We start from the raw sequence: 21,500 nt of genomic DNA on the forward strand, positions 1-21,500 counted from the left end.
CATGAACGGATCAAAGTTAACATCCGCTGTCTTCGTTTACAAGCTGCAGTGAACTTCATTACAGTCGCCTGTACGACGCGCTGTACAGGACGCTGCTGTCGCAGTCGCTGGTTCGCGGCGACGAGACGACGCTTCAGGTGCTCAATGAACCCGGCCGGGCGGCGCAGAGCAAAAGCTATGCATGGGTCTATCGCAGCGCGGAGGATTGTGCCGAACCGGTCGTGCTGTTTGAGTACCAGCCCGGGCGCTGGCCAGACGCATCCGCAAAAGTTCCCGGGCGACTACAGCGGTATGTTGATGAGCGACGGGTACAGCGCCTGGAGAACACTGAAAAAAGCGACGCACTTCGGCTGCATGGCGCACGCGCGCCGGCTGTTCGTCAAGGCGGACAAGGCAGCGCAGAAGAACGGGGATGACGGAAAACCGAAGGCGCCGAACGCTCGCGTGGCAAGAGCGCTCGAATACTTCCAGGCCCTGTACCGTGTCGAGGCGCTGGCCAAAGGCGACCTGCCTGCCGGGCAGACCCGTGCTGACTACGCATACCACCTGAGGCAGTTGCACAGCGTGCCGGTGCTCGAGGCGTTCAAGGCATGGCTCGATGAACTGGCACCGAAGGTGGCGCCGCAAAGCCTGCTGGGCAAGGCCATCGCCTATACCCGAAACCAGTGGGAATATCTGAGTCGCTACGTCACCGATGGACGTGCTCCAATTGATAACAACTGGGTTCATGCCGCTAGCGGCATGAACCCAGTTATGCCGACTTCCCGATTATGCCGCGTCGTGCACCTGTATGACGGCGGGTATGGTCTTTCATGAATGCTGTGTCGGCATAAACGTATGATTTCTCAGGCTGGCTATCGCGCCGGCCAGGAGAGATCAGATGAATGCGAAACGCACAGTCAGTGAATCCGGCGGGCTGCCGGTCCATCACATCGATGCATTTCTTGATCGTCTGCGGACGGCACACTACTCCGAGGTATCGCTTCGCAAGAAACGAAGAGTCCTGTGTGCGTTCTCTGGGTGGATGGAGAACAGGGGCATCGACCTGATTGATCTTGATGAGTCTGTCACGGCTCGTTTTATGAAGCGCATGATCGGCGCATCACGAGACCGTGTCCAGCGTGCACGTCCCACATTACGGCAGTTTCTCGCCTATCTGCGCGCTGAAGCTATTGTGTGCCCGCCGACGTTGGGCCGCCAATCCGCGATCGCGCACATTTACGACCGATACGTGGACTATCTGAGGCAGGATCGTGGACTCGCGAGGAACTCTCTGCTCGTCTATGGCCCGTTCATTCGCGATTTTCTCGACAGCCACGCGGCCGGCGACGGAAGTTTATTGCCAGATGCATTTGACGCGGTAACGATCCGGAATCATCTTCTTGCCCGCAGCAAAGGCCGATCGGCAGAGTACACGCGGCTGATGGCAGTTGCGCTTCGCTCGTTCTGCCATTTCCTCTTTCTGCGCGGCGATACGGCACGAGACCTGTATGAGTCAGTGCCTTCGGTTCGTAAATGGCGACAGTCAACTGTGCCAACGTTCCTCACGCCTGAGCAGCAAGAAGCTCTCATTGCATCGGCAGACCAGTCGACCACGACTGGGCTTCGTGACTACGCAATCCTGCTGTTGTTGGCGCGGCTTGGCTTACGTGCCGGAGAAATCGTCGCAATCGAGCTCGACGACATTCACTGGCGTTCGGGGGAACTCGTCGTTCATGGAAAGGGGCAGATGGTCGAGCACGTCCCGCTGCCATCGGAGGTCGGAGAAGCAATCGCAACATATCTCCGCGATGGTCGCGAAGCGAGTGCATCGCGGCGCGTCTTCCTTCGCAGATTGGCACCTCGGGTTGGTTTGGCGGGGCCGGGGGCGATTGGCAAGATTGTTGGTCAGGCCTTCGCACGTGCCGGTTTCCGCCCCGCGTGCCGTGGCGCCGCACATCTGTTCCGTCACGGTCTGGCGACGACGATGATTCGTCATGGGGCCTCGATGGCAGAAATAGCCGAGGTCTTGCGACACCGCTCACCGGACAGTACCGCGATCTATGCAACGGTGGCGTTTGAGGACCTGCGCGAGGTCGCGCGCTCGTGGCCCACGGCTGGAGGTTCAATATGACTGCGATCCGCGATTCTCTCGCTCGGTACGTGGCGGTCCGCCGGGCTCTCGGGGCGTCATTCTACGAACCTGCATTGGCACTCGGCCATTTCGTTGATCTTCTCGAACATGAAGATGCTGAGTTCATTACTACCGATCTGGCTCTGCGCTGGGCAATGACGCCCACACTCGTCGAACGTGCCACCTGGGGGCGACGCCTCTCTCAAGTAAGAGGATTCGCCAGATGGATGAACCTCATTGACGGTCGAAACCAGATTCCCCCCGCGGGGCTCCTGAGTGCCCGCAGACGGCGCAATGCCCCGCATATTTACACTGAGCACGAAATTGATCTGCTTATGGCCCGAGCCGCTCAACTGCGATCCCGAACCGGCTTGCGAGCACTGATCTATTCGACGCTCATTGGGCTTCTTGTGGCGACGGGTCTCAGGCCAGGCGAAGCGTTTCGGCTCGACCGGTCCGACGTTGACCTCGTCAGCGGAATACTCTCCATCCGGGAATCGAAGTTCGGCAAATCGCGCTGTGTTCCTGTAGCAGAGTCGACCCGGTTGGCACTCGAACACTACGTCCAGAAACGCGATCAAATCTGTCCTTTACGGTTGAGCGAGGCGTTCCTGGTTAGTGAGCGCGGCAAGCGACTGAAGCCCGGCACTGCACGCAGCATGTTCGTCAGAATGTCGCGCGCTGTCGGTCTGCGACCGGCGACAGAGGATGGGCGCGATGGTTACGGTCCACGCCTCCAGGACTTCCGGCATAGCTTCGCGACTGGACGGCTGGTCGAGTGGTATCGTGCCGGTCTCGACGTAAGTAGGGAATTGCCGAAACTTACCGCCTACCTCGGGCATGTCAACGTCGGTCTTACGTACTGGTACATCGAAGCGGTTCCTGAATTGCTTGAACTTGCGGCAGCCTATCTCGACAAGAACTGTCCAGGAGAACAGTCGTGAGCGCCGCCGATCTTCCATCACTCGTTCAGCGCTTCTTTACCCAGCGCCTGCTCGAGCAGCAAGGTCTAAGTTCGCATACGGTGGCAAGTTACCGTGATACGTTCCGGCTGCTGCTAGCGTTTGCCACGAACCATATCGGACGCGCGCCGTCAAAGCTGCGCATCGAGGACTTCGATGTGTCGTTGATCGAGGAATTCCTGCGGCACCTCGAACACAGCAGAGGGAATTCGGTGCGGACACGCAACACGCGGCTTGCTGCCGTGCATGCCTTCTTCCGGTTCGTCGCGGTCAGCGAGCCTGCGCTGTTTCTGCAGTGTCAGCGCGTTCTTGCAATTCCATCTAAACGCTGCGAGCACGGCCCTGTTGAGTTTCTGACAGAGAGCGAGGCCGCCGCTCTGGTAGGGGCGCCTGACGTACGAACGTGGACCGGCACCCGAGACCGAGCGCTGCTTCTTGTAGCGGTTCAAACGGGTCTGCGCAACAGCGAATTGACCACTCTCCGGCGCCAGGATGTGATGCTCGGTACAGGCGCCCACGTCCGTTGCCTCGGCAAAGGCAGAAAGACGAGATGCACTCCTCTGCGACCGGATGTTGTTGCAGTCCTGAAGGAATGGCTGCTCTATCAACCAGGCGAACCAGGTGATCCGGTCTTCCCCAGTTCGCGTGGTGGTCATCTCAGTGCCGACGCTCTTCAGAGACTCGTGTCGCGCAACGCCGAAATCGCGCGTCTCTCGTGCCCCTCGCTGAAGAAAAAATCGATAACGCCTCACACGCTTCGGCACACGGCCGCGATGAGCCTGATGCATCACGGCGTCGACCTGACTGTGATCGCGCTCTGGCTCGGTCACGAATCCTCGGAAACGACTCAGATCTACTTGCACGCCGACATGCAACTCAAGGAACGCGCGCTCGCGCACGCCACGGCGAGCGGTGTCGCGCTGACCCGCTACAAACCACCAGATCCGTTACTCGCCTTCCTGGAGGCTCTCTGATAATGCCGACACTCCAAGCGACAGGGAATAGAGATCCGCCCAACCGTTGTGCGCGTGGACTCATGACGCGGCATAATCGGGAAGTCGGCATAACATATGCGAGCGCGACATCAGGCCATTTGCGACATCGAGAAAATCGTGGCTGTTCAGCGATACGGTCGACGGCGCAAAAGCTAGCGCTACGATCTATAGTCTCGTACTGACGTGCCGGGCCTGCGGTGTCGAGCCATACGACTATCTGCTGCACGTACTCAAGGTGCTGCCACAGCGCGCCCCAGGCGCGGACGTGACCGATCTGCTGCCGTTCAACTACGCGCGACAACAGGTCGCGACAAACAGCGGCTGACGCAGAGAGCGCGCGTCGCACAACATGACGGCGTGCGCTTCCATCATCTCAACATATACACCAACGGCTGTCCCACCGCCGCAGTGCGGCCCATGTCCGTCCGACGAATGGGAAAGCGTCGCGTCGGCTAAAATGTTACCCGTTTCCCGTCCTGCGAAAACCGGAATCTCATCTCATGTCCAAGGCGACCCACCACGCCGTCAGCATCGCGCCGGGCCATAACAAGGCCAGCCTGTCACGGGGACAGAAGGCATTCAATTCGCTGATCAGGCAGATCGAAAAGCGTCGCACCCGCTTGCGGGCATGGGAGCGCGTCACGCCCGACTTCCAGCAACGGTATGTCGACGTTCTGTTGCCGCTCGAACGGGAGTCGACGGATCTGCAGGTAAAGTTGGTCTATCGGCTTGACGACGTATGGAACCAGAAAGGGCTGACAAAGACGGAGCGTCGTACAGTCTCCACGCTGATTTCGAATCTGGCAGGCGATCTGGTCGAAGCGTGCAATGATGCGCAACTGAAGGTCATTTACAACCGGCACAGCAAGTCGGATTACGATAGCGAAGCAGCCGCTGAGCTTGAGGACATGAAGGATGTGCTCGAAGCGATGCTTGGCGTTGAACTGGGTGAGGATCTCGACATGAGTTCGCCCCACGACATGCTGCGACGCGCCCAGGCAAGGATGGAGGAGCAGCAGGCGCAGTACGAAGCCGCCGACCAGGCTCGGCAAGCGCGACGTGCGAAACGAAAAAAGACGGCAAGACAGCAGGCGGCTCAGGCAAGGCAGCAAGCCGAGCAGGCAGAATTGAGCCAGTCTATCCGCGAGGTCTATCGAAAACTCGCCAGTGCCCTGCATCCCGATCGCGAACCGGACCCTCACGAGCGGGAGCGCAAGACGGCGCTGATGCAGCGAGCCAACCATGCGTATGGCAGGAACGACCTGCTCAAGCTGCTCGAGCTACAACTGGAGCTTGAGCATATCGACCAGAGTGCAATCAATGAACTCAGCGAAGACCGGCTGAAGCACTACAACAAGATTCTCAAGGAACAGCTCGGGGAACTGGATCAGGAAATCCTCCAAGTGGAAGCCAGTTTCAGGCATGCGTACGGAATTCCCCCATTCATCGACATTGCCCCCGCGACGGTCCTTCACAATCTGGCAAACGACATCGCCGGGCTCCAGCAACACATACGTGATCTGGAAACTGATTTGCTCGTGTTTGAAGACCTCAAGCAATTCAAGGGCTGGTTGAAACAGCTGAAATATCGGCAGACAGCCGTTCCCTTCGACGAATTCCCATTCTGAGTAAATGGCCGGTTGGCATGAATACGGCCGGTCGTGAGGAGAATCGACCGCTTACGTTCAATTCGTCAAGACGGGTTTGCCGGCCGCTTACGCTTGTTGATCTCGACGTGGTGGTCGATGTGAACCTTGACGGTGCGAAACTGCGCGATTTCGTAGGGAATCGCAGGCAACGGGCGCAGCGCCGGAGCGTCCAGCGCGGCGAAAGCACTGGCGCGGCTGCCCGGCAGCTTCTGGAAGGGTCGGTCATTCAGCGTGGGCAGCAGCTCGGCAATCGCGCGATCTACCGCGTACACCGTCTCGAACCGCTGATGGCGCAGTCGCGCCATGATCCAGCGTTCAACGACCTGGACTGCAACCTCGACCTTGGCTTTGTCCTGCGGCCGCCGCGCCCGCGCCGGGAGCACCGAGGTGCCGTAATGACGCGCGAAGTCGAGCACGGTGTCGTTGGCGCGCGGCTCATAACGGTCGGCGTTGGCAATCAGGGCCCGCGGATTATCTGGAATGACCAGTTCGGGGACACCGCCAATGAAACTCAGCGCGCACGATCGAGCCGATCCAGTCAGCCATCGTCTCGCGCGGCGTGGCGCAAGCGAAGGTGTAGTTTTAAGCGCCCAGTGCGGCGACGAACACATGGGCACGCGTACCATCGGCCACCGCGATGGTCGGGCCCGCGTAGTCGACAAACAGCTTCTCGCCGGCCTTGTGGACCTGGCGCATCGAGCGCTTCAGGCTCTTCGCCCAGGTGTGGTAGTGCTCGCAGAATCGCGTGTGGCGGTAGGTCTTGCCGCCGGGGTGGGCGTCGACATATTCCTGCCATAGCAAGGTCAGTGTAACGCCCTTGCGGCGCAGTTCCTGGTGTATCCGCGCATAGTCCGGCGGCACATAGGCGCTGCTGCGCGAGCCCGGCAGCAGGCGAGCTGCGATGGCCGCTTCGTCGAGCTCACGTAGCTCATCCCATGCCAGCCCGGCATTCGCAGCGAGCGACACGTACTTGGAGACTACCCCTTTGGAAATCTGCAGCGCCGCCGCGATGCGGGCGTGAGAGAACCGGGACTCGTGCTTGGGTCGTAACACGTCTTTGATCATGCATATCGTCATTGGGGGTGTGGGCATCGCCTCTCCGTGTAAAAATGGGGAAGGTTATCCACAACCGGGGATTGAACAATACGCAACATCTCCACGTCGATCATCGCCAGGCAGACACCGCGAAACCACTGGCGCATGACCCGTCAACGGGCCGGTCACGATCGCCGGAAAGACCGGTCACGATCAGCTGGAAAATGCCGGTCACGATGCCGGAATCACCGGTCACGATAATCCGGAATCACTGGTCACGCTCAGCCGGAATACGCACTTGATCTGCTGGAACACTCTTCAGCGCGTTCGGCAGTCTTTATGAAACCGTCTCTTAAGATCTTTCCACAAAAGACCTGCAGAAAGACGGATACCTCATCTATAACAACTTCGTTATCCGTAGGGTTTCTGCGGAAAAATACCCGTAGATTGTGGCGGCCTTCCTGTAGACCTATGGGCTACACGGCGGAGAGGACTAGAAGCTTCGCATCGTCCATCGGCTAAGAGCGGCTAACACAACCTGGACATCAAGCCCTAGGTTTCGTATCCTGGGCGCATGTCCAGAAGAAAAATCAGCAACGAACTGTGGGCGGCGCTGGAACTGTCGATTCCGGCATTTACGCCGTCACCGCAAAGGCGGCCGTCGGCGCACAGTTGACGACCGCGCAGCACTGAACGGCATCCTGTATGTCCTGCAAACGGGCATCCCATGGGAAGACCTGCCGCAGGAACTGGGTTTCGGCAGCGGCATGACACGCTGGCGACGGCTACGAGACTGGCAGGCCGCAGGCGTGTGGGAGCAACTGCATCTGGCAATGCTTCGCCGGTTGCGTGAGCACGACCAGATTGATTGGGAACGGGCGAGCCTCGATGCTGCCAGTGGTGCCAGCCCCCGGGGGGGTGCCCCTATGTAATTCGTCAAGCCTTAGGGGCTGACTTGGGTTCGTAAAAGGTGCCATCGCGCAGCATGGCGAACAGGACATCACAGCGTCGCCGTGCCAGCGCGATGAGTGCCTGGTTATGTCGCTTGCCGTGCTGGACCTTCCGTGCGTAATACGCTCGCGAATCGGGGGGTCTCGCAAGGCCGCGAAGGCGATAGGAACAAGGCTCGCTTGAGTACCTTGTTGCCGCGCTTGGACGGATGCTCGCCACGGATAGATGAGCCTGAGCGCCGGGTAACTGGTGCGAGGCCAGCGTAGGCCGCCAGGTGACCTGCCGAAGCGAAGGCTTTGTGCGCGACCTCGGTGAGGAGTCTGGCGGCGGTCCTGACGCCGACTCCCCGGCATGCTGGTCAGGACCGGCCAAAGAGGGTGAGCAAGCCCAGCCGCTCTACTTCGGCGGCGATTTCGTCGCGCTGCTTGCGTAAGGCGGCGAGCTGCCGAGCCAGGCGCGGCATGGCGATGGTGGCGGCTTGCGTGCCGGGCACCGTCACGGCGCTGCTCGCCCAGCGCTTGAACGATTCCGGCTGCCAATCCCTTGCCCATGCGTGGCGCGAGCTTGGTCAGGCGGTTGGCAAGCGTCTTCTCGCTGGTTGCTGCAAGCGCGGCTGGAGACGGGTAGCGCTCGAGTAGATCGAGCACGGCGGGATGGTCGAGGCGCGGTCCGAGAACGCGCTCAAGTGCGGGATGGATCTGGGTGAGCAGGCCGCGAATGCGGTTACTGGTTTGGGTAATCTGAGCGGCGAGATCGTCGTCGAAGCCGCACAGCATGGTCAGCTCGGCGAGCGGTTCATCAGCCAACCGAAGCGAGCGCAGTGTATGCGGCATCGAACGGGCGGCCTCGGCGATGATTGCGGCGTCGCGGGCGTCGGTCTTGGCTTCACCAGCATGCAGGTCGGCAATGCGGCGCATCGCCAGTCCGGGCAGATAGGCAACCAGAACGCCTTCATCGCGTGCGACAGCCACCGGCAAGGCGCCGATGGTGGCGGGCTGGTCGACAACGAAAAGAAGGCGGCCATGGATCTTGAGTTCGGCGATGAGGGCGCGCAGTTTGGCCTCGTCGTTGGGGAGCGCCTTGTTGTACAGGCGCTTGCCATTCCGAGCTAGTGCTACGGCGTGATGCTGGCCTTTACCGACGTCGACACCGATGAAGACATCGACGGCGTCATGTTGTTGGAATTCTTGCATCGAAGTTTGTGCAGATTGAACGAGTTGGCCTGCGACAACGGTGGCAAGTCTCGGCATCCACGTTACGGACGGCCTTGGAATATCCCAGCCGAGCCCCTATTAGCGATCACCAGCCACCCACCAGGCCCGGTGACAACCCCCCCCGGATCATGACTGCGACTGGGGGCGGGAATCATGCCGGGCCTGGCTGGCCAAAGCCTCAATTATCGAGGCGGGAAGATAGTAACGGGGGCCAGGAAACCGGCCCCAACCCGACAGACCGGGGAAAGCTCGGGTCGAAACGGCACATCGTTGTGGACGCGCGCGGCATTCCACTGGCCATCACGGTCACGGGCGCCAACCGACACGACTCGATGGCATTCGAGCCCACGCTCGATGCCATTCCGGCAGTCTCGGGTCTGAATGGCCAGCCCCGCAAACGCCCGGGCAAGTTGCATGCGGACAAGGGCAATGACTTTGCCCGCTGTCGGCGTTACCTGAAGCAGCGCGGAATCACGGCCCGTATTGCCCGTCGCGGCGTGGAAAGCAAGGAGCGGCTCGGGCGGCATCGCTGGGTGGTCGAGCGCACGCATGTATGGTTTGCCGGTTTCGGCAAACTGCGCATTCGTTTCGAACGGCGTCTCGACATTCATAGTGCTTTGCTTTCCCTGGCTGCTGCCGTTATCTGCTCGCGCTTCGAGAGGGTAGCCGCGTTCCCTCTCAGAAACGCGGCCCCCGAAGAACCGTACGTGCGAGTTTCCCCGCATACGGCTCGCGCACGGCGTTAAGCATCGTGCTGATGCCGGCTGCGTCTGTGCATACGCAACCTTCGCTAGCGTCGCATCGTCGATTCGTCCCGAAACCGAGACAAGGGCGCTGAGCCGTAGACCAACCGGCCTCTCACAAGCTTCCCTTCGGTGAACCCCAGATGCGGACTCACGACAGCCGCACCACACGCACGTCAGCACCCTTCAGGTCGAGGCAAATCTTGAACCCCTATATTGCCCGTTACAGGCAACCCTTCGCTTCTTGCGCGTTCTCACTCCCGCTTTCCCAACAGTATTCCTCGCGGTTTACCTGCCGCCGTTTCCTTGACGCGAAACGATGGCGGGAAATCGGGGTTCCCGCGTTCCCATCTCCACCGACCCGAGCACTTCTGGGCCTGTCCGGTTAGCACCTGCCTCTTCCCCGATGGCGTTTTGACGACGTGCGCCCACATCAAAAAGGCGCAACCCGGGAGGCCTTGTCGATCTGTCGCATTTCACTGTATAGAATAACCATAGCGATAAGACCCGCTGCCATATCGGCAGCCGCTACGGAGAACAACAGGCCGTCTTGCCCATAAGCGTGCTGCAGCAAGGCCATCAGGGGCATCAGAAACAAGCCATGCCGCAGTACCGCTACAAGCGTTGCCCAGATTGCGTTGCCCTTGGCCTGCATGAAAAGCAGGCACACCTGTTGCATCCCTAACACCGGCAACGCACAATGGAATAGCAAGATCGCGCGGCTACCAATATCTATCATCGCCGACTCGTGCGCAAACCAGCCGATGATGGTTCTAGCTTGCCACGCGACCCAGCCGGCATAGACTCCGGCGAACGTTAGCGCGACGGCAACCATAGCCCGAACCGCTTGCGCCACCCGTGTCCAGTTACCTGCGCCGACATTAAACCCAACAACCGACTGCGCCCCGCTGCACAGTCCATACAGCGGAAGTGCTGCCAGCATCGCCAAGCGGCTGGCCAAACCTATCGCCGCCACCGATGCCTCACCGTAGCGAGCAGCGAACCCATTGAGCATGGACATGGCCGCTACCGCGAGCAGCGTATTGAGCGCTGGCGGAATGCCGATGCGGGCGATGCTCGCCAGCCGGCACCCGCAGCGTCCCACCGATGGCCACGATAAGACGATGGCTCCGTGCCTGCCCGCGAAATGTCGCCAATACAAGGTTAAGCCGCACAACTGGGCCAGAAATGTTGCGATGCCAGCCCCTTCGATGCCCAGCCCGAACCAGAAAATCATCACCGGGTCGAGTGCCGCGTTCATTGCGAAGGATGAAACTTGGGTCGTCATGCTGAGCACGGTATTGCCATCCGCTCTCACGATGAAACCACAGATCATATTGAATACCACTGCCACATAGCCCAACAGCAGCCAATGAAGATAAGCCACCGCCAGTGGCAAAATCGATGGTCCAGCGCCTAGCCATGTCAGCAAAGTTGGAGCCAACTGCCAGCCCGCGATAGCCGTTATGCCAGCAATTACCATCGCAGACCATAACGCGTGCGATGCATAATCGTTCGCAGAGTCATCGTCGGCACGTCCCAGGCTTCGAGCAATCAACGAGGCGGCCCCTGCACCGAAGATCTCGCCTATTGCCGTGATGCACATTGCAAATGGGAACGACAATGCCATCGCCGCGAGTGCTGCTGTTCCGAGCCGCCCCACGAAATAGGCGTTGAGCAACTGATAAGCGGCACTGACAGTGACGCCAATGACGGACGGAAGAGCCAGCCGCAGGATCAGTGGCAACAGTCGATCGTGGGCCATTGACTGCATCCGTGATGCCGCAACAGCTGGCGTGTTCATACTGTGGCCCCGTCCTTCACCCTTGTTGCGTCCACATCTTCCTGATTGTCCCTGAGCCATCCGGCATAAGCCGCGAGACAATGCAGCAACTGACGTCCCAGCATATTCGCCTCCTCTGCGGAAAAGTAAGGCAACGCACAATGCATCTGGATACGAAGTTTACCGTCCACACTATCGATATCTAACCACAACGTGTGATGACGGCTGGGCCCCATCTCATCACCCGTCCAGATCGTCGGTTGAGCAAGGCCGAGCAGCATGCGCGTACGAAGATTATCTAACACAGCGCGATAGTTGACGACAACACGCGGCCAGTCGAAATCCACCAGTGCCTTCGCCTGATCATCCGGCAGCAGATACGCAGCCGCCCGTAGCCCAATGCCATGGATCCGTGCCGAATTGCGCTGACGACGCACCGCTTTCAGACGTTCCGCCACACTGAGTCGCCCCTCACAAATGATGGCCAGCGGGACAAGTTCCGCGGTAAAGCCCATAACCGTCGACAGATCCTGACCGGGCAGGATAGGCGTGCGCAGCATGTCCATGCTGTCCAGAAACAGCCCTCGTCGCTGGTTGCCCCGTCCTGCCACCTCCGCCAAGGCGCACAGGATGACGTCGAACGCGTCAAAGCCGTGCCGGTCCGGATGCAGATCGAGCAGAATCTTTGTCGATTCCGCATCCAGATCCAGATAGCGAATCCCCTTGTGCGCGCACAAGGCCTCGAAAGCAGCATCACTGTGCATCTGCCCAGTGTGGAGCATCTCGAACAAGCGCCGGCTGGAATCAGCGCCACTATCGACTGGCTCAACCTCGAGGACTGTTGCACCATCCTCACGCAGCAGTTCCCATGGCCGGCTTCGCCAATAAGCAATGTTGCTGTCCAACGAACCGCTCACATGTTCGCGCAGCGCCTTCACCCATCGATTCAACTGCGCGCGGCCACTGAATGCGGGAGCCGGTGCTTGGCCATGCTCTATCGCCAGATAGTAGCGTTCTACTTCGTCCAGCAGCAGCCGGAACCCATAGCCGTCGACCAGGAAATGATGAATTATGATAAAAATCCAACCGTGCGGCCGCCCACCGACCTCCGCCTCGATCAATTGGAAACGCGACATCCAGGTACGACCATCGAACCGGAATGCATATTGCGCTTGCTCAGCGATACCAGAGACCTCTCGCGTGCAATCCCCGAGCTCTGAGTACGAGCCCAATGCAACTCGCTCCAGATGCAACGCTCCGACTCCGGTATGGAAGCGTAGATCAGCGTCATCTCGAGAGATCCTGGTGCGCAACAGTGGGTAGTCTTTCGCCAACCTAACGATAGCGGACTCCAATATCGCCGGATCCAAACGGCAGCTATCGTCCTGCCAGATCGCGCACATGTTGAAATGCTCGTCTAAACCCATGCGCCGATTCATGAAGCGTATCGTAGGCGTTACTTCCACTCCACCGTCGATTTCGCCATCGTGGTGCACCAGTTCGCCGGAGCGGCCATCGATCAGCCCAGCCAGTTCGCGTAACACTGGATAATCGTACAACTCGCTGACAGAAAAGCGGATGTCCATCCTGGCCGCCCGCGCCACACAGCGCACGCTCAGCATAGAGGTACCACCCAGTGAGAAGAAATGCGCGTCCGCACCAATCGTCGACATACCAAGCACTTCCTGCCAAACCGCGGCCAGTGCATGCTCGGTCGTGGTGACCAGCGGCGCGAATACGCCCACCGCGGTTTGCCGTGGAAACGGCAAGCGGGAACGGTCCAGTTTACCGCCCGGCAGCTTAGGCAAAGCCCGCAAGCGAACAAATGAACGGGGAATAGTATGGGGCAACAGCGAATGACGGAGCATTTGTCTGAACCCATCCTCTGTTGACGGCAGCTTCGCCTCCGTGCCCACCACGTAGGCAGTCAACAGCGGCTCGCCATCCGCAGCGCGGTGCAAATGCACCGCGGCCTCCTCGACCCCAGGACATTTTCCCAAGACGTGAGAAATCTCATCCAGTTCAACGCGCAAGCCATGGATCTTGATTTGGTTGTCACGCCTTCCGAGGAACTCCAGGCGGCCGTCGTCGCGGTGACGCCCCAAATCGCCAGTGCGATAAGCCACAGTTCCGAAAGGCTGTAGCTCTGGCACCGAATTAGCAACAAATCGCTCGGCTGTCAACTCCCTGCTGTCGTGATAGCCATTCGCCAGGCAGTCACCCGTCACCAGGATCTCCCCCACCGCACCTTGAACCACCGGCCGCAACTTGTCATCTACGACGGCTATGCCGACATTCGCCACCGGCTTACCGATCGGGACAGTCCGTTCATCAGCGCCCACTTCGCACACCTCTCCCCAAGCGGCGTTCGAGCTACACTCGGAGGAGCCGTAAAAGTTGAACAAACGGGCCTGTGGGAAAGCCTCGAGAAAGCGCCGAGCCAACTCCGGTGGCAACGCCTCAGCGCTTGAGGTGACCAGCCGCAAATCTGAAACCGACCGTCCGTCTCTCAATTGTGCCGTCAAAATGCCGGTGATCACCGGTGGAGAGCACAGCAGATGCGTTACCCGGTAACGATCTAGCTGCAATAGCAGCAGGGATGGATCTTGCAGTTCTTGCTGACTCAGCAGCAAACTAGGAACGCCTTGTAAGAGTGGCCCGAAGATTTCCCATTGACTGGCAACCAGCGCCGCCGACTTCTGCACTACGCAGGCATCGCCTGCCTGGAAGGGGAATTGCCCCCACATCCAGTGCAAACGATTTAGGCATGCTGTAGCGGGAACCACAACGCCCTTCGGTTTTCCCGTAGAACCAGATGTGTAGACGATCTGCAGCACTTCATGCGAACAAGATGGGGAAGGGGCGGCATCTGTTTCCTCATTGCCGCATGCAACTTCCTCCGACGGCAGTAAAACTAGCCCTCTGTCACGAAATGCTTCCCGCTGCAACGGCGTGGCAACGAAGGCCTTGGGAGCGACATCTTTAGCAATCTCAAGTATGCGACTTATCGGATAATTTGCCCCGATCACCGAGTAGGTTGCGTGCAGCTTGATCGCAGCTAGAATAACGATCAACGCGTTAATGCCGCGGTCAATGCCAAGCAGCACCCTGTCGCCGGCACCAACACCGGAGGCTGCGAGTCTGTTAGCAAAACGGTTGGCCGCAGTATCCAACTCCGCGTACGAAATGCGACCGCGCTCCCAGAAATAAGCAATATCCTCTGGCGACATTTTGGCACGCGCTTCGAACATTTCGCGTAGTGTACTAGCGCCTGTATAAGCCAGCCGTCCCCCGTTGTAACGCTTAAGAAAAGCCTTTTCAGCTGGGTGCCGCAGATCCAGCTCTGCAAGCGGCGCCGCCGGCGCCGCAATGATCACCTGAATAATTTGCTGCAGGTTGAGCAGCATTCTGGAAACGAGCTCGTCGGAGAATAGCTCAGTGCAATAGGACATCTGCAGATAGATGCCGTCCCCCTCTTCCTGACAGTAAAGAGTGAGATCGTACTTGGTATAACCGTTTTCCAATTCGCGTGCGACAATTGACACATCGTGCTGCCCCTCAGAAACCAGCTCGGCCTTTTCCGAATACATGTTGAACATCGCCTGGAATACGGGGGAAAAATTGCTTCCACGTACCACGTCAACTGTTTCCAACATCCGACTGAATGGATATGCCGCGTTGAAGGCAGCACCGATGACAGTTTGCTGCGTCGTGGCCAAATGTTCGATGAATGACTTATCAGGATCCATCTTCGCCCTTAGCGGCAACATGTTTAGGAAGAACCCCAGCAGGTGTTCCGTACCTGACTGTTCGCGCACTACATTCGGAGTGCCAACGATGATATCGTCCTGTCCGCTGTACTCTCTCAATAAAGCGTAAAAAGTCGTCAGTAACACGCTGAAAAGCGTGGTGCGATTGTCCGCAGCGAGTTCGCGAAGTCTGGACGCCGCGAGAGCCGGAATTTGTATGGCGTGTGACTTACCGGTGTAACGCATCCGCCTCGGACGAGGCTTATCGGAAGGCAGGGTCAGCACCGGCAACTCACCCGACAGCTGTTGTGCCCAGTACGAGCGCTGTCGCGCCCAGCAGTCCGATCGAAACTGCTCGGACTCCCATTTCGCGAAATCTGCGAACGAAATTTCGGCTTTGAGACCGTCCTCTGAACCGATTCCCGCCTGGTAAAATTCACGCAGTTTGCGCACCATTACCGAAAGCGACCACGCGTCCATAATGATTTCATGCGTGGTAAAGATGACAACATGCCGGTCGGAGCTCTCTCGTACTAGTAGTGCGCGATACAGTGTGCCTGCGGCGAGATCAAAGGCCGGTTGAAACTCGCTCGCCTTCAGTTCAGCCAACCTGGGGGCAGGATGGTCGCCGCAAAGGTCTATAAAGCGCAAACGACCCTTCGGCGGTGAATCGAAGGTCAAATATGGATTGCCGCTCTTTTCGACGAATCGGATGCGCAGTGTGTCGAAGTACTGCACCACCGCATCCCAAGCCCGACTAAAGCGATCTCGATCAAGCTCTCCGCAGCATTCGAGCGCCGTTTGCAAGGTATAGTTGGATGCTGTTGGATCAAGCTTCCACAAAAACCATAAGTGTTTTTGAATGTGGCTGGCCGGAGCCTCTCCGCCCTCATCACGGCGACTGACGACAATGGCGGGGAGCGACTCATGCCCATCCTCTTTCTCGGCCAGCAGTTCGGTCAACTCATCTATTGTGCAATGGTACAGGTCAACCACTGAAACTTCGCAGGCGAATTCGCTCCGAATACGGTTGATCGCAAGCATGGCGCGCAGCGAGTCACCGCCCATCAGCAAAAAGTTGTCGTTTCGCCCCAACCGGTCTAGATGCAGTATCTCGGCTAAGAGCCTGCACAACCGAACCTGAAGACCGTCAGCAGGCTCCAGATATTTCACATCGGACAAAGGACGCAAATTTTCTGGGGAAGGCAATTGCTTGTAATCAAGTTTGCCATTGGCGTTTAATGGTAATTTCGCCAGCTCGAAGAAAAGATCGGGCAGCATGTAGTCAGGCAACTGACACGACATGTGTTCGCGTAAAGCGCTCCGTGTAACCTCCTCTCGAAGCTTGACGAAAGCCACGAGGCGCGGAAGTCGTTCCGCTTCCCCTGGACTAGTCAGCGTTTCCCTTGCCGTCAGTTTCACCCGATTGTCAGCGGGATAATGCACCACTACGGCCGCGGCCTCGACGGCAGCATGTAACCCCAACAAACCTTCCACTTCGTTAAGCTCAATACGGTGGCCACGCAGCTTGACCTGGCGATCTGCTCTTCCGAGACACTCCAGCAAGCCATCCTCACGCAGCCTCACGAGATCACCAGTCTTGTATAATCGATCATATCCGCGCTTATCGCTGAAAGGGTTAGCCACAAAAGCCTGCTCGGTACGCGCGTCGTCGTTAATGTAACCACGTGCAACGCCAACGCCGGCTACACAAAGTTCGCCTACGTCACCTGACGCAACAAGCGTCAGCGCCGCAGCATCTGGCCTGACCACATAGATTTCCAGATTGTCTATCGGTTTCCCGATTGGCATAAATACCTGACCTTCCGCCGGAGAGTTAGAGATCAGTGCATGCGTGACACCGTCGGCACATTCAGTTGGTCCATAGTGGTTGAGGATGGGAATAGACGGGTACATCGCCAGCCAGCGTCGGCATACGTCGGGCGGCAATGCCTCTCCGACAGTGGAAATCCTGCGCAGCGCCGGCAGCGCGCGTGCATCGATCAATTCGACTTCGGCCACAAACGAGCGTAGTAGCGACGGCACAAATTGAATGACTGATACTTGGCATTTGCGCAACTCAAGCAGCAGCCTCGACGGATCGCATACGACGTCTCTATTAATGATCCGCGTGCACGCCCCCACTTGCAGCGCCGCCATAAACTGCCACAGAGAAATGTCAAAACAGTGCGATGCGGTCTGCGCCACTTGGTCAGTTTTACTGATATCCAGATCGTGTACTTTAGCGTGCAAGTGATTGATCAAGCTCCGCTGTTCAATCATTACGCCCTTTGGGTGACCGGTGGTACCCGAAGTAAAAATGACGTAGGCAAGATCACTACCTTTGCCTCTGGGCCCGGCAAAGGCTGCGCTCGATTCTTGCGCTTCGTCAATATCAAGAAGCACTAGTTCCGGTCTGGTTGTCTGCAAATATGCCGCCTGTTCGAAGGAGTTACGGGCGGTCAGCAGCAGGCAGCATTTACTCTTCTCCAGCATGTAATCCAAACGTTCCGCTGGATACTGGCGATCAAGCGGCATATAGGTACCGCGAATCTTAAAAACGGCAAGCATCGCAGCCAATAGATCAATTCCTCGCTCCATCAACACGCCGATGACGGGCGCCTCGCGGCCACAGCGCTCGGTCAGCGCCATTGCGATGCGGTTGGACTGCTCATCAAGCTCCCGATACGTTACCGACTCGCTACCATGCCTCGCTGCTATATGTTGCGGATAACGCCGTGCCGCATCACAGAAGTAGTCCACTGCCAATAGTGTTTTCATTTAAACCTCATTCACTCGCCTAAGTGCTTGAATTAACCGACCCTATACTAAAAACAGCTCTCTTGGCGGGCGACCGCGCAAGTATCCGTGGAATGATCGCCGAAAGGTTCATTGCGTTTGGGTTGGATAACAGGCTAACTCGCTATCTTAAGATATCGAAAATCACATCTTCTTCGCATTCTGTACATATTCAATATTTGGTATCTATTCACTTGAGCGTGTCACTTGCTCTGCTAAATTGAACCGCATTTTCATGCGGCCACCAATGCAACGGCCAAGAGCACTGGTTACCACCATTAGAATCCGTACCTATAGCCGCGAAAGATGCGGCTGGCGCAGGCACGTCACTACTCGCTTGCGTCGCGTAACGGCGCTATATCGCGCCAGCCCCGCAGTTCTTCCCGATCCTCTGAGAGCGAGTTCCTGGCACGCTTCCGAAACGGCCGCGCAGCGCTCACTGGCAAAAAAAAGCAGTATCGCGCTCGTGATGAAGGCTTTCGGATCATCGGAAACAAGCGAGCAATCGTGGGAGACCCGGTGCGTGATCTGTTCATCGTTAAAGTAACCGTCCTCAATCACAATGACGACCTGAGTTCGAGCAAGCGATGTCAGGTGAAGAAGGGAAATATGCAATAAGTCGTAGCAAGAAATTCACTTGATACAGGTTTTCGAACGGTATGCTGCAATATTAAAACCACGGTAAAGCGCCCGAAGAATTGAAGTATGCTTCGGCACTCGACGCTCCTGTAGCATAAGTTCAGAAGTATTCAACAGTCACATCATGGGTTAGGAGGTGCGACGAACTCTGCTGGTCGTCCTGACCGTCGCGTTGATGTCGGTCCTCCATGCTGCTCACTTCGCCGCACAGCTTCATTCTGTGCAGAGCGCTTGACATCTTTCTTTGTGAGATACATCGTTCGTCGGATTGCACAGCAACGCAGGAAAAAACTTCCTGCTCAGGGAACGGAATGGAACTGATGATCCAGAGCGCCGGTTCGTTAATAACGCGTAGCGCGGCACCTTGAGTGGACGCCGCAATAGAATGTCGACTATCATTTTTTGCAGATCTTGTCTGTGGTTCGTGCGGCTTTGGTGTGGTGTTCACGCTTCGTTACCTCCAGCTTCAATTTCCCCGCGACAGCAGATGCAATAGTTGAGCCAACGCCACGACACACCTGAGAGATATCTCCCAACACATTGCTGATCGGGATGACTGATGGGCACTTACCCTCCAAAACGCTTGCGGGAACTTCCGGCAAGTATCGTTTGTGGGATTTACTGTGTTGCATATCCGACAATGTTGGATGTGCAACACCACGGATTGCCGCGACGAGGGCCGACCAAAGCGGCGAATTTACTGACGAGTGCATCAAATAGTGCATAGTTGGCTACGCGGCATACCGAACGTGCTTTTCTTGAACAGTTTCCGGATCACGTGAGGCTCTCTTTTGCCGACGATGCAAATGAGCGTTAATGGAATGGCCGCCCCCCACCCAGCGGCATGGATGTGCCAAATCTGGGTCCACCCATCTTTGCAACCCTGATTTTCGATGGCGAGTTGGCTTGCCCAAATCTATTCGGCGTCGTTTTGGGGATCGCTCCCCGCGCCACGATGAGATTCGCGCCTGACGATCCTTAACAGTGGGTCGGCTTCGAAAGCCTGTTTGGCACGGAGGTTCTTCGTCAGGCAGGTATGCCGTTCACGTCATCAATTTTCAGTCGTCGCAAAACCAGTTGGGTGAGTGTGATCAATAAAGACGAGGCCGTGCTCGTTCAGGCCGGACGGGTGAAGCCGGCGTCGAATGTGGTTTGGCGCGCAACAACTGCCCTAGGCGGTTCGGGCCAGCTTGTTGGCCAGTGCACATGCCACCACGTTTGAATGCCGTTGCGCGAGCATTGCGCGAACTCAGTCCGCTAGGCGGCCGGTTCGTTTCTCCAGGCCTCGCATGTAAGCTCGGGCGGGCAGGACGCGCAGGCGCCTGACATTTTGTTGCCCCGCCGGCTGATCCTGAGAAAATTGGTCTTGCCGCCCGTACTGTATTGCCGCGGAACGAGCCCAACCGATGCCGCAAAATCGCGACTGCATCCGTACTGAGCCTGTGTGAAAACGCCATGGTCGCCTAAACTGGATTAACTCATTCCGCCTGGGTGACCAAATGAAGCGATTGATTCATAGAAGGTGAAGATCGCAAGCAGGTGACGCTGCTTCCGGAGTGCCTTGATGATTTTGTCGCCGAGGACAATCCGGTCAGGATCATAGAGGCGTTCGTTGAAGAGCTAGACCTTGAATCACTGGGCTTCGATGGCGCGATGCGGTCGACTACGGGTCGCCCGTCCTATCATCCGGCCATGCTGCTGAAGATCTATATCTACGGCTACCTGAACCGGGTCCAGTCGAGCCGCCGCCTGGAACGTGAATGCCAACGCAATGTTGAATTGATGTGGCTCACCGGTCGGTTGGCGCCGGACTTCAAGACCATAGCTGACTTCCGCCGTAACAACGGTATCGGCATCCGCAACGTATGTCGCCGCTTCGTCGTCTTATGCCGTGAACTGAAGCAGTTCTCGCAAGCGCTCGTTGCCATCGACGGTAGCAAGTTCAAGGCAGTCAACACTCGCGATCGCAACTTCACAGAGGGTAAGGTCGACAAGCGCCAGAAGCAGATCGAGGAGAGCATCCAGCGGTATCTGAACGCGCTGGAGACCGCTGATCGTACGCAACCTGCCGAGTTGGAAGCGAAGACGACCCGATTGCAGGACAAGATCGCATGCTTGCGCGAGCAGATGCGAAACCTCGATCAGATCAAGGAGCAGCTCAAGACGCAGCCTGATGGCCAGCTCTCGATGACCGATCCCGACGCACGTTCCGTGGCGACGAGCGGAAAAGGATCAGGTATGGTGGGCTACGACGTACAAGTAGCAGTTGACGCCAAACATCACCTCATCGTGGCTCACGAGGTCACAAACTCCGGCAGTGACCGGGCGCAGCTCAGTCCTATTGCGAAGGCTGCGCGCGATGCGATGGGCAAGACCAGACTGCGGGCAGTCGCCGATCGTGGCTACTATAGCGGGCCTCAGATCAGAGAGTGCGTGGAGGCCGGGATCGCGGTAATGCTGCCGAAACCACGACATCAAGTGCAAAATGCCATGGTCGATTTGATAGGGCCGACTTCATCTACATTGCGCGGGACGACGAATACCAGTGTCCAGCCGGTGAACGGGCAATCTACCGTTTCGCCCGGGAGGAACATGGTATGCAATTGCGCCGATACAGGTGCAGCGCCTGCCCTCAGTGCTCAATAAGATCGCAATGCACGCTAAGTCCGTATCGGCGAATCACCCGATGGGAGCACGAGTCGGTGTTGGAAGGCGTTCAACGTCACCTCGACAAAACGCCAGATGTAGTGACGATACGCAGACGCACCGTCGAACATGTCTTCGGGACGTTCAAGCACTGGATGCGTTACACGCACTTCCTGACACGCAGACTGAGCTTGCCTCTGAAAAACGTATCCCTTGCTGAGG

At 57.8% G+C, this 21,500-nt stretch carries 8 protein-coding genes and 8 pseudogenes; 10 read left to right on the forward strand and 6 right to left on the reverse strand.

The window, feature by feature from the left end:
- Positions 1–47 precede the first annotated feature (47 nt).
- From tnpC to G5S42_RS39900, 6 genes and pseudogenes are all read left to right on the forward strand, one after another.
- Positions 48–720: pseudogene (tnpC, locus tag G5S42_RS39875) on the forward strand (IS66 family transposase); the annotation flags it as partial.
- Positions 721–880: 160 nt separating this feature from the next.
- Entirely contained in the window at positions 881–2,113 is a 1,233-nt protein-coding gene (locus G5S42_RS39880; RefSeq protein WP_176112213.1) for a site-specific integrase, read from the forward strand.
- Positions 2,110–3,057 (forward strand): tyrosine-type recombinase/integrase, encoded by a 948-nt coding sequence (locus G5S42_RS39885; protein ID WP_176112214.1) that lies wholly within the window; start codon positions 2,110–2,112, stop codon positions 3,055–3,057. Before G5S42_RS39880 ends, G5S42_RS39885 begins: the two co-directional genes overlap by 4 nt.
- Positions 3,054–4,049 (forward strand): tyrosine-type recombinase/integrase, encoded by a 996-nt coding sequence (locus tag G5S42_RS39890; RefSeq protein WP_176112215.1) that lies wholly within the window; start codon positions 3,054–3,056, stop codon positions 4,047–4,049. The genes G5S42_RS39885 and G5S42_RS39890 overlap by 4 nt, the downstream gene beginning before the upstream one ends.
- Before the next feature lie 88 nt (positions 4,050–4,137).
- A pseudogene (locus G5S42_RS39895) lies at positions 4,138–4,395 on the forward strand (transposase domain-containing protein); the annotation flags it as partial.
- Positions 4,396–4,570: 175 nt separating this feature from the next.
- Positions 4,571–5,698 (forward strand): molecular chaperone DnaJ, encoded by a 1,128-nt coding sequence (locus G5S42_RS39900; protein ID WP_176112216.1) that lies wholly within the window; start codon positions 4,571–4,573, stop codon positions 5,696–5,698.
- A gap of 95 nt (positions 5,699–5,793) precedes the next feature.
- On the opposite strand, the pseudogene istA reads toward G5S42_RS39900, so the two are convergent.
- Positions 5,794–6,811 (reverse strand): annotated as a pseudogene (gene istA, locus G5S42_RS44760) (IS21 family transposase); the annotation flags it as partial.
- A gap of 517 nt (positions 6,812–7,328) precedes the next feature.
- Here istA and G5S42_RS39915 point away from each other — a divergent pair.
- A pseudogene (locus G5S42_RS39915) lies at positions 7,329–7,674 on the forward strand (transposase); the annotation flags it as partial.
- 16 nt (positions 7,675–7,690) lie between these two features.
- Here the strand turns inward: G5S42_RS39915 and G5S42_RS39920 are convergent.
- A pseudogene (locus tag G5S42_RS39920) lies at positions 7,691–8,898 on the reverse strand (IS110 family RNA-guided transposase).
- Between the two features lie 227 nt (positions 8,899–9,125).
- Here G5S42_RS39920 and G5S42_RS39925 point away from each other — a divergent pair.
- Positions 9,126–9,575, forward strand: a pseudogene (locus tag G5S42_RS39925) (IS5 family transposase); the annotation flags it as partial.
- Positions 9,576–10,095: 520 nt separating this feature from the next.
- On the opposite strand, the gene G5S42_RS39930 reads toward G5S42_RS39925, so the two are convergent.
- The gene (locus tag G5S42_RS39930) at positions 10,096–11,427 is read right to left on the reverse strand and encodes an MATE family efflux transporter (RefSeq protein ID WP_176112219.1); all 1,332 of its coding nucleotides are present in this window, start codon (positions 11,425–11,427) and stop codon (positions 10,096–10,098) included.
- A 35-nt stretch (positions 11,428–11,462) separates the two neighbouring features.
- Positions 11,463–17,975: a non-ribosomal peptide synthetase gene (locus G5S42_RS39935; protein WP_176112220.1), complete on the reverse strand. Its 6,513-nt coding sequence runs from the start codon at positions 17,973–17,975 to the stop codon at positions 11,463–11,465.
- Between the two features lie 324 nt (positions 17,976–18,299).
- Here G5S42_RS39935 and G5S42_RS43900 point away from each other — a divergent pair, with 324 nt between their 5' ends.
- The gene (locus G5S42_RS43900) at positions 18,300–18,611 is read left to right on the forward strand and encodes a hypothetical protein (RefSeq protein WP_217710328.1); all 312 of its coding nucleotides are present in this window, start codon (positions 18,300–18,302) and stop codon (positions 18,609–18,611) included.
- Between the two features lie 121 nt (positions 18,612–18,732).
- On the opposite strand, the gene G5S42_RS39940 is transcribed toward G5S42_RS43900, so the two are convergent.
- Positions 18,733–19,080, reverse strand: coding sequence for a hypothetical protein (locus G5S42_RS39940; protein WP_176112221.1), 348 nt, complete (start codon positions 19,078–19,080; stop codon positions 18,733–18,735).
- Between the two features lie 668 nt (positions 19,081–19,748).
- Positions 19,749–20,069: pseudogene (locus G5S42_RS39945) on the reverse strand (transposase); the annotation flags it as partial.
- Between the two features lie 78 nt (positions 20,070–20,147).
- Between G5S42_RS39945 and G5S42_RS39950 the strand changes: the two are divergent.
- Positions 20,148–21,493 (forward strand): annotated as a pseudogene (locus tag G5S42_RS39950) (IS1182 family transposase); the annotation flags it as partial.
- Positions 21,494–21,500: the final 7 nt, after the last annotated feature.

The sequence above is a fragment of the Paraburkholderia youngii genome (genome assembly GCF_013366925.1).
In the GTDB taxonomy this organism is placed as follows: domain Bacteria; phylum Pseudomonadota; class Gammaproteobacteria; order Burkholderiales; family Burkholderiaceae; genus Paraburkholderia; species Paraburkholderia youngii.

Bases quoted from the DNA above. Each gene is read 5' to 3' on its own strand.
- G5S42_RS39880 (WP_176112213.1), top strand. From the start codon at position 881: ATGAATGCGAAACGCACAGTCAGTGAATCCGGCGGGCTGCCGGTCCAT.
- G5S42_RS39885 (WP_176112214.1), top strand. From the start codon at position 2,110: ATGACTGCGATCCGCGATTCTCTCGCTCGGTACGTGGCGGTCCGCCGG.
- G5S42_RS39900 (WP_176112216.1), top strand. From the start codon at position 4,571: ATGTCCAAGGCGACCCACCACGCCGTCAGCATCGCGCCGGGCCATAAC.
- G5S42_RS39930 (WP_176112219.1), bottom strand. From the start codon at position 11,427: ATGGCCCACGATCGACTGTTGCCACTGATCCTGCGGCTGGCTCTTCCG.
- G5S42_RS39935 (WP_176112220.1), bottom strand. From the start codon at position 17,975: ATGAAAACACTATTGGCAGTGGACTACTTCTGTGATGCGGCACGGCGT.
- G5S42_RS43900 (WP_217710328.1), top strand. From the start codon at position 18,300: ATGCGGCTGGCGCAGGCACGTCACTACTCGCTTGCGTCGCGTAACGGC.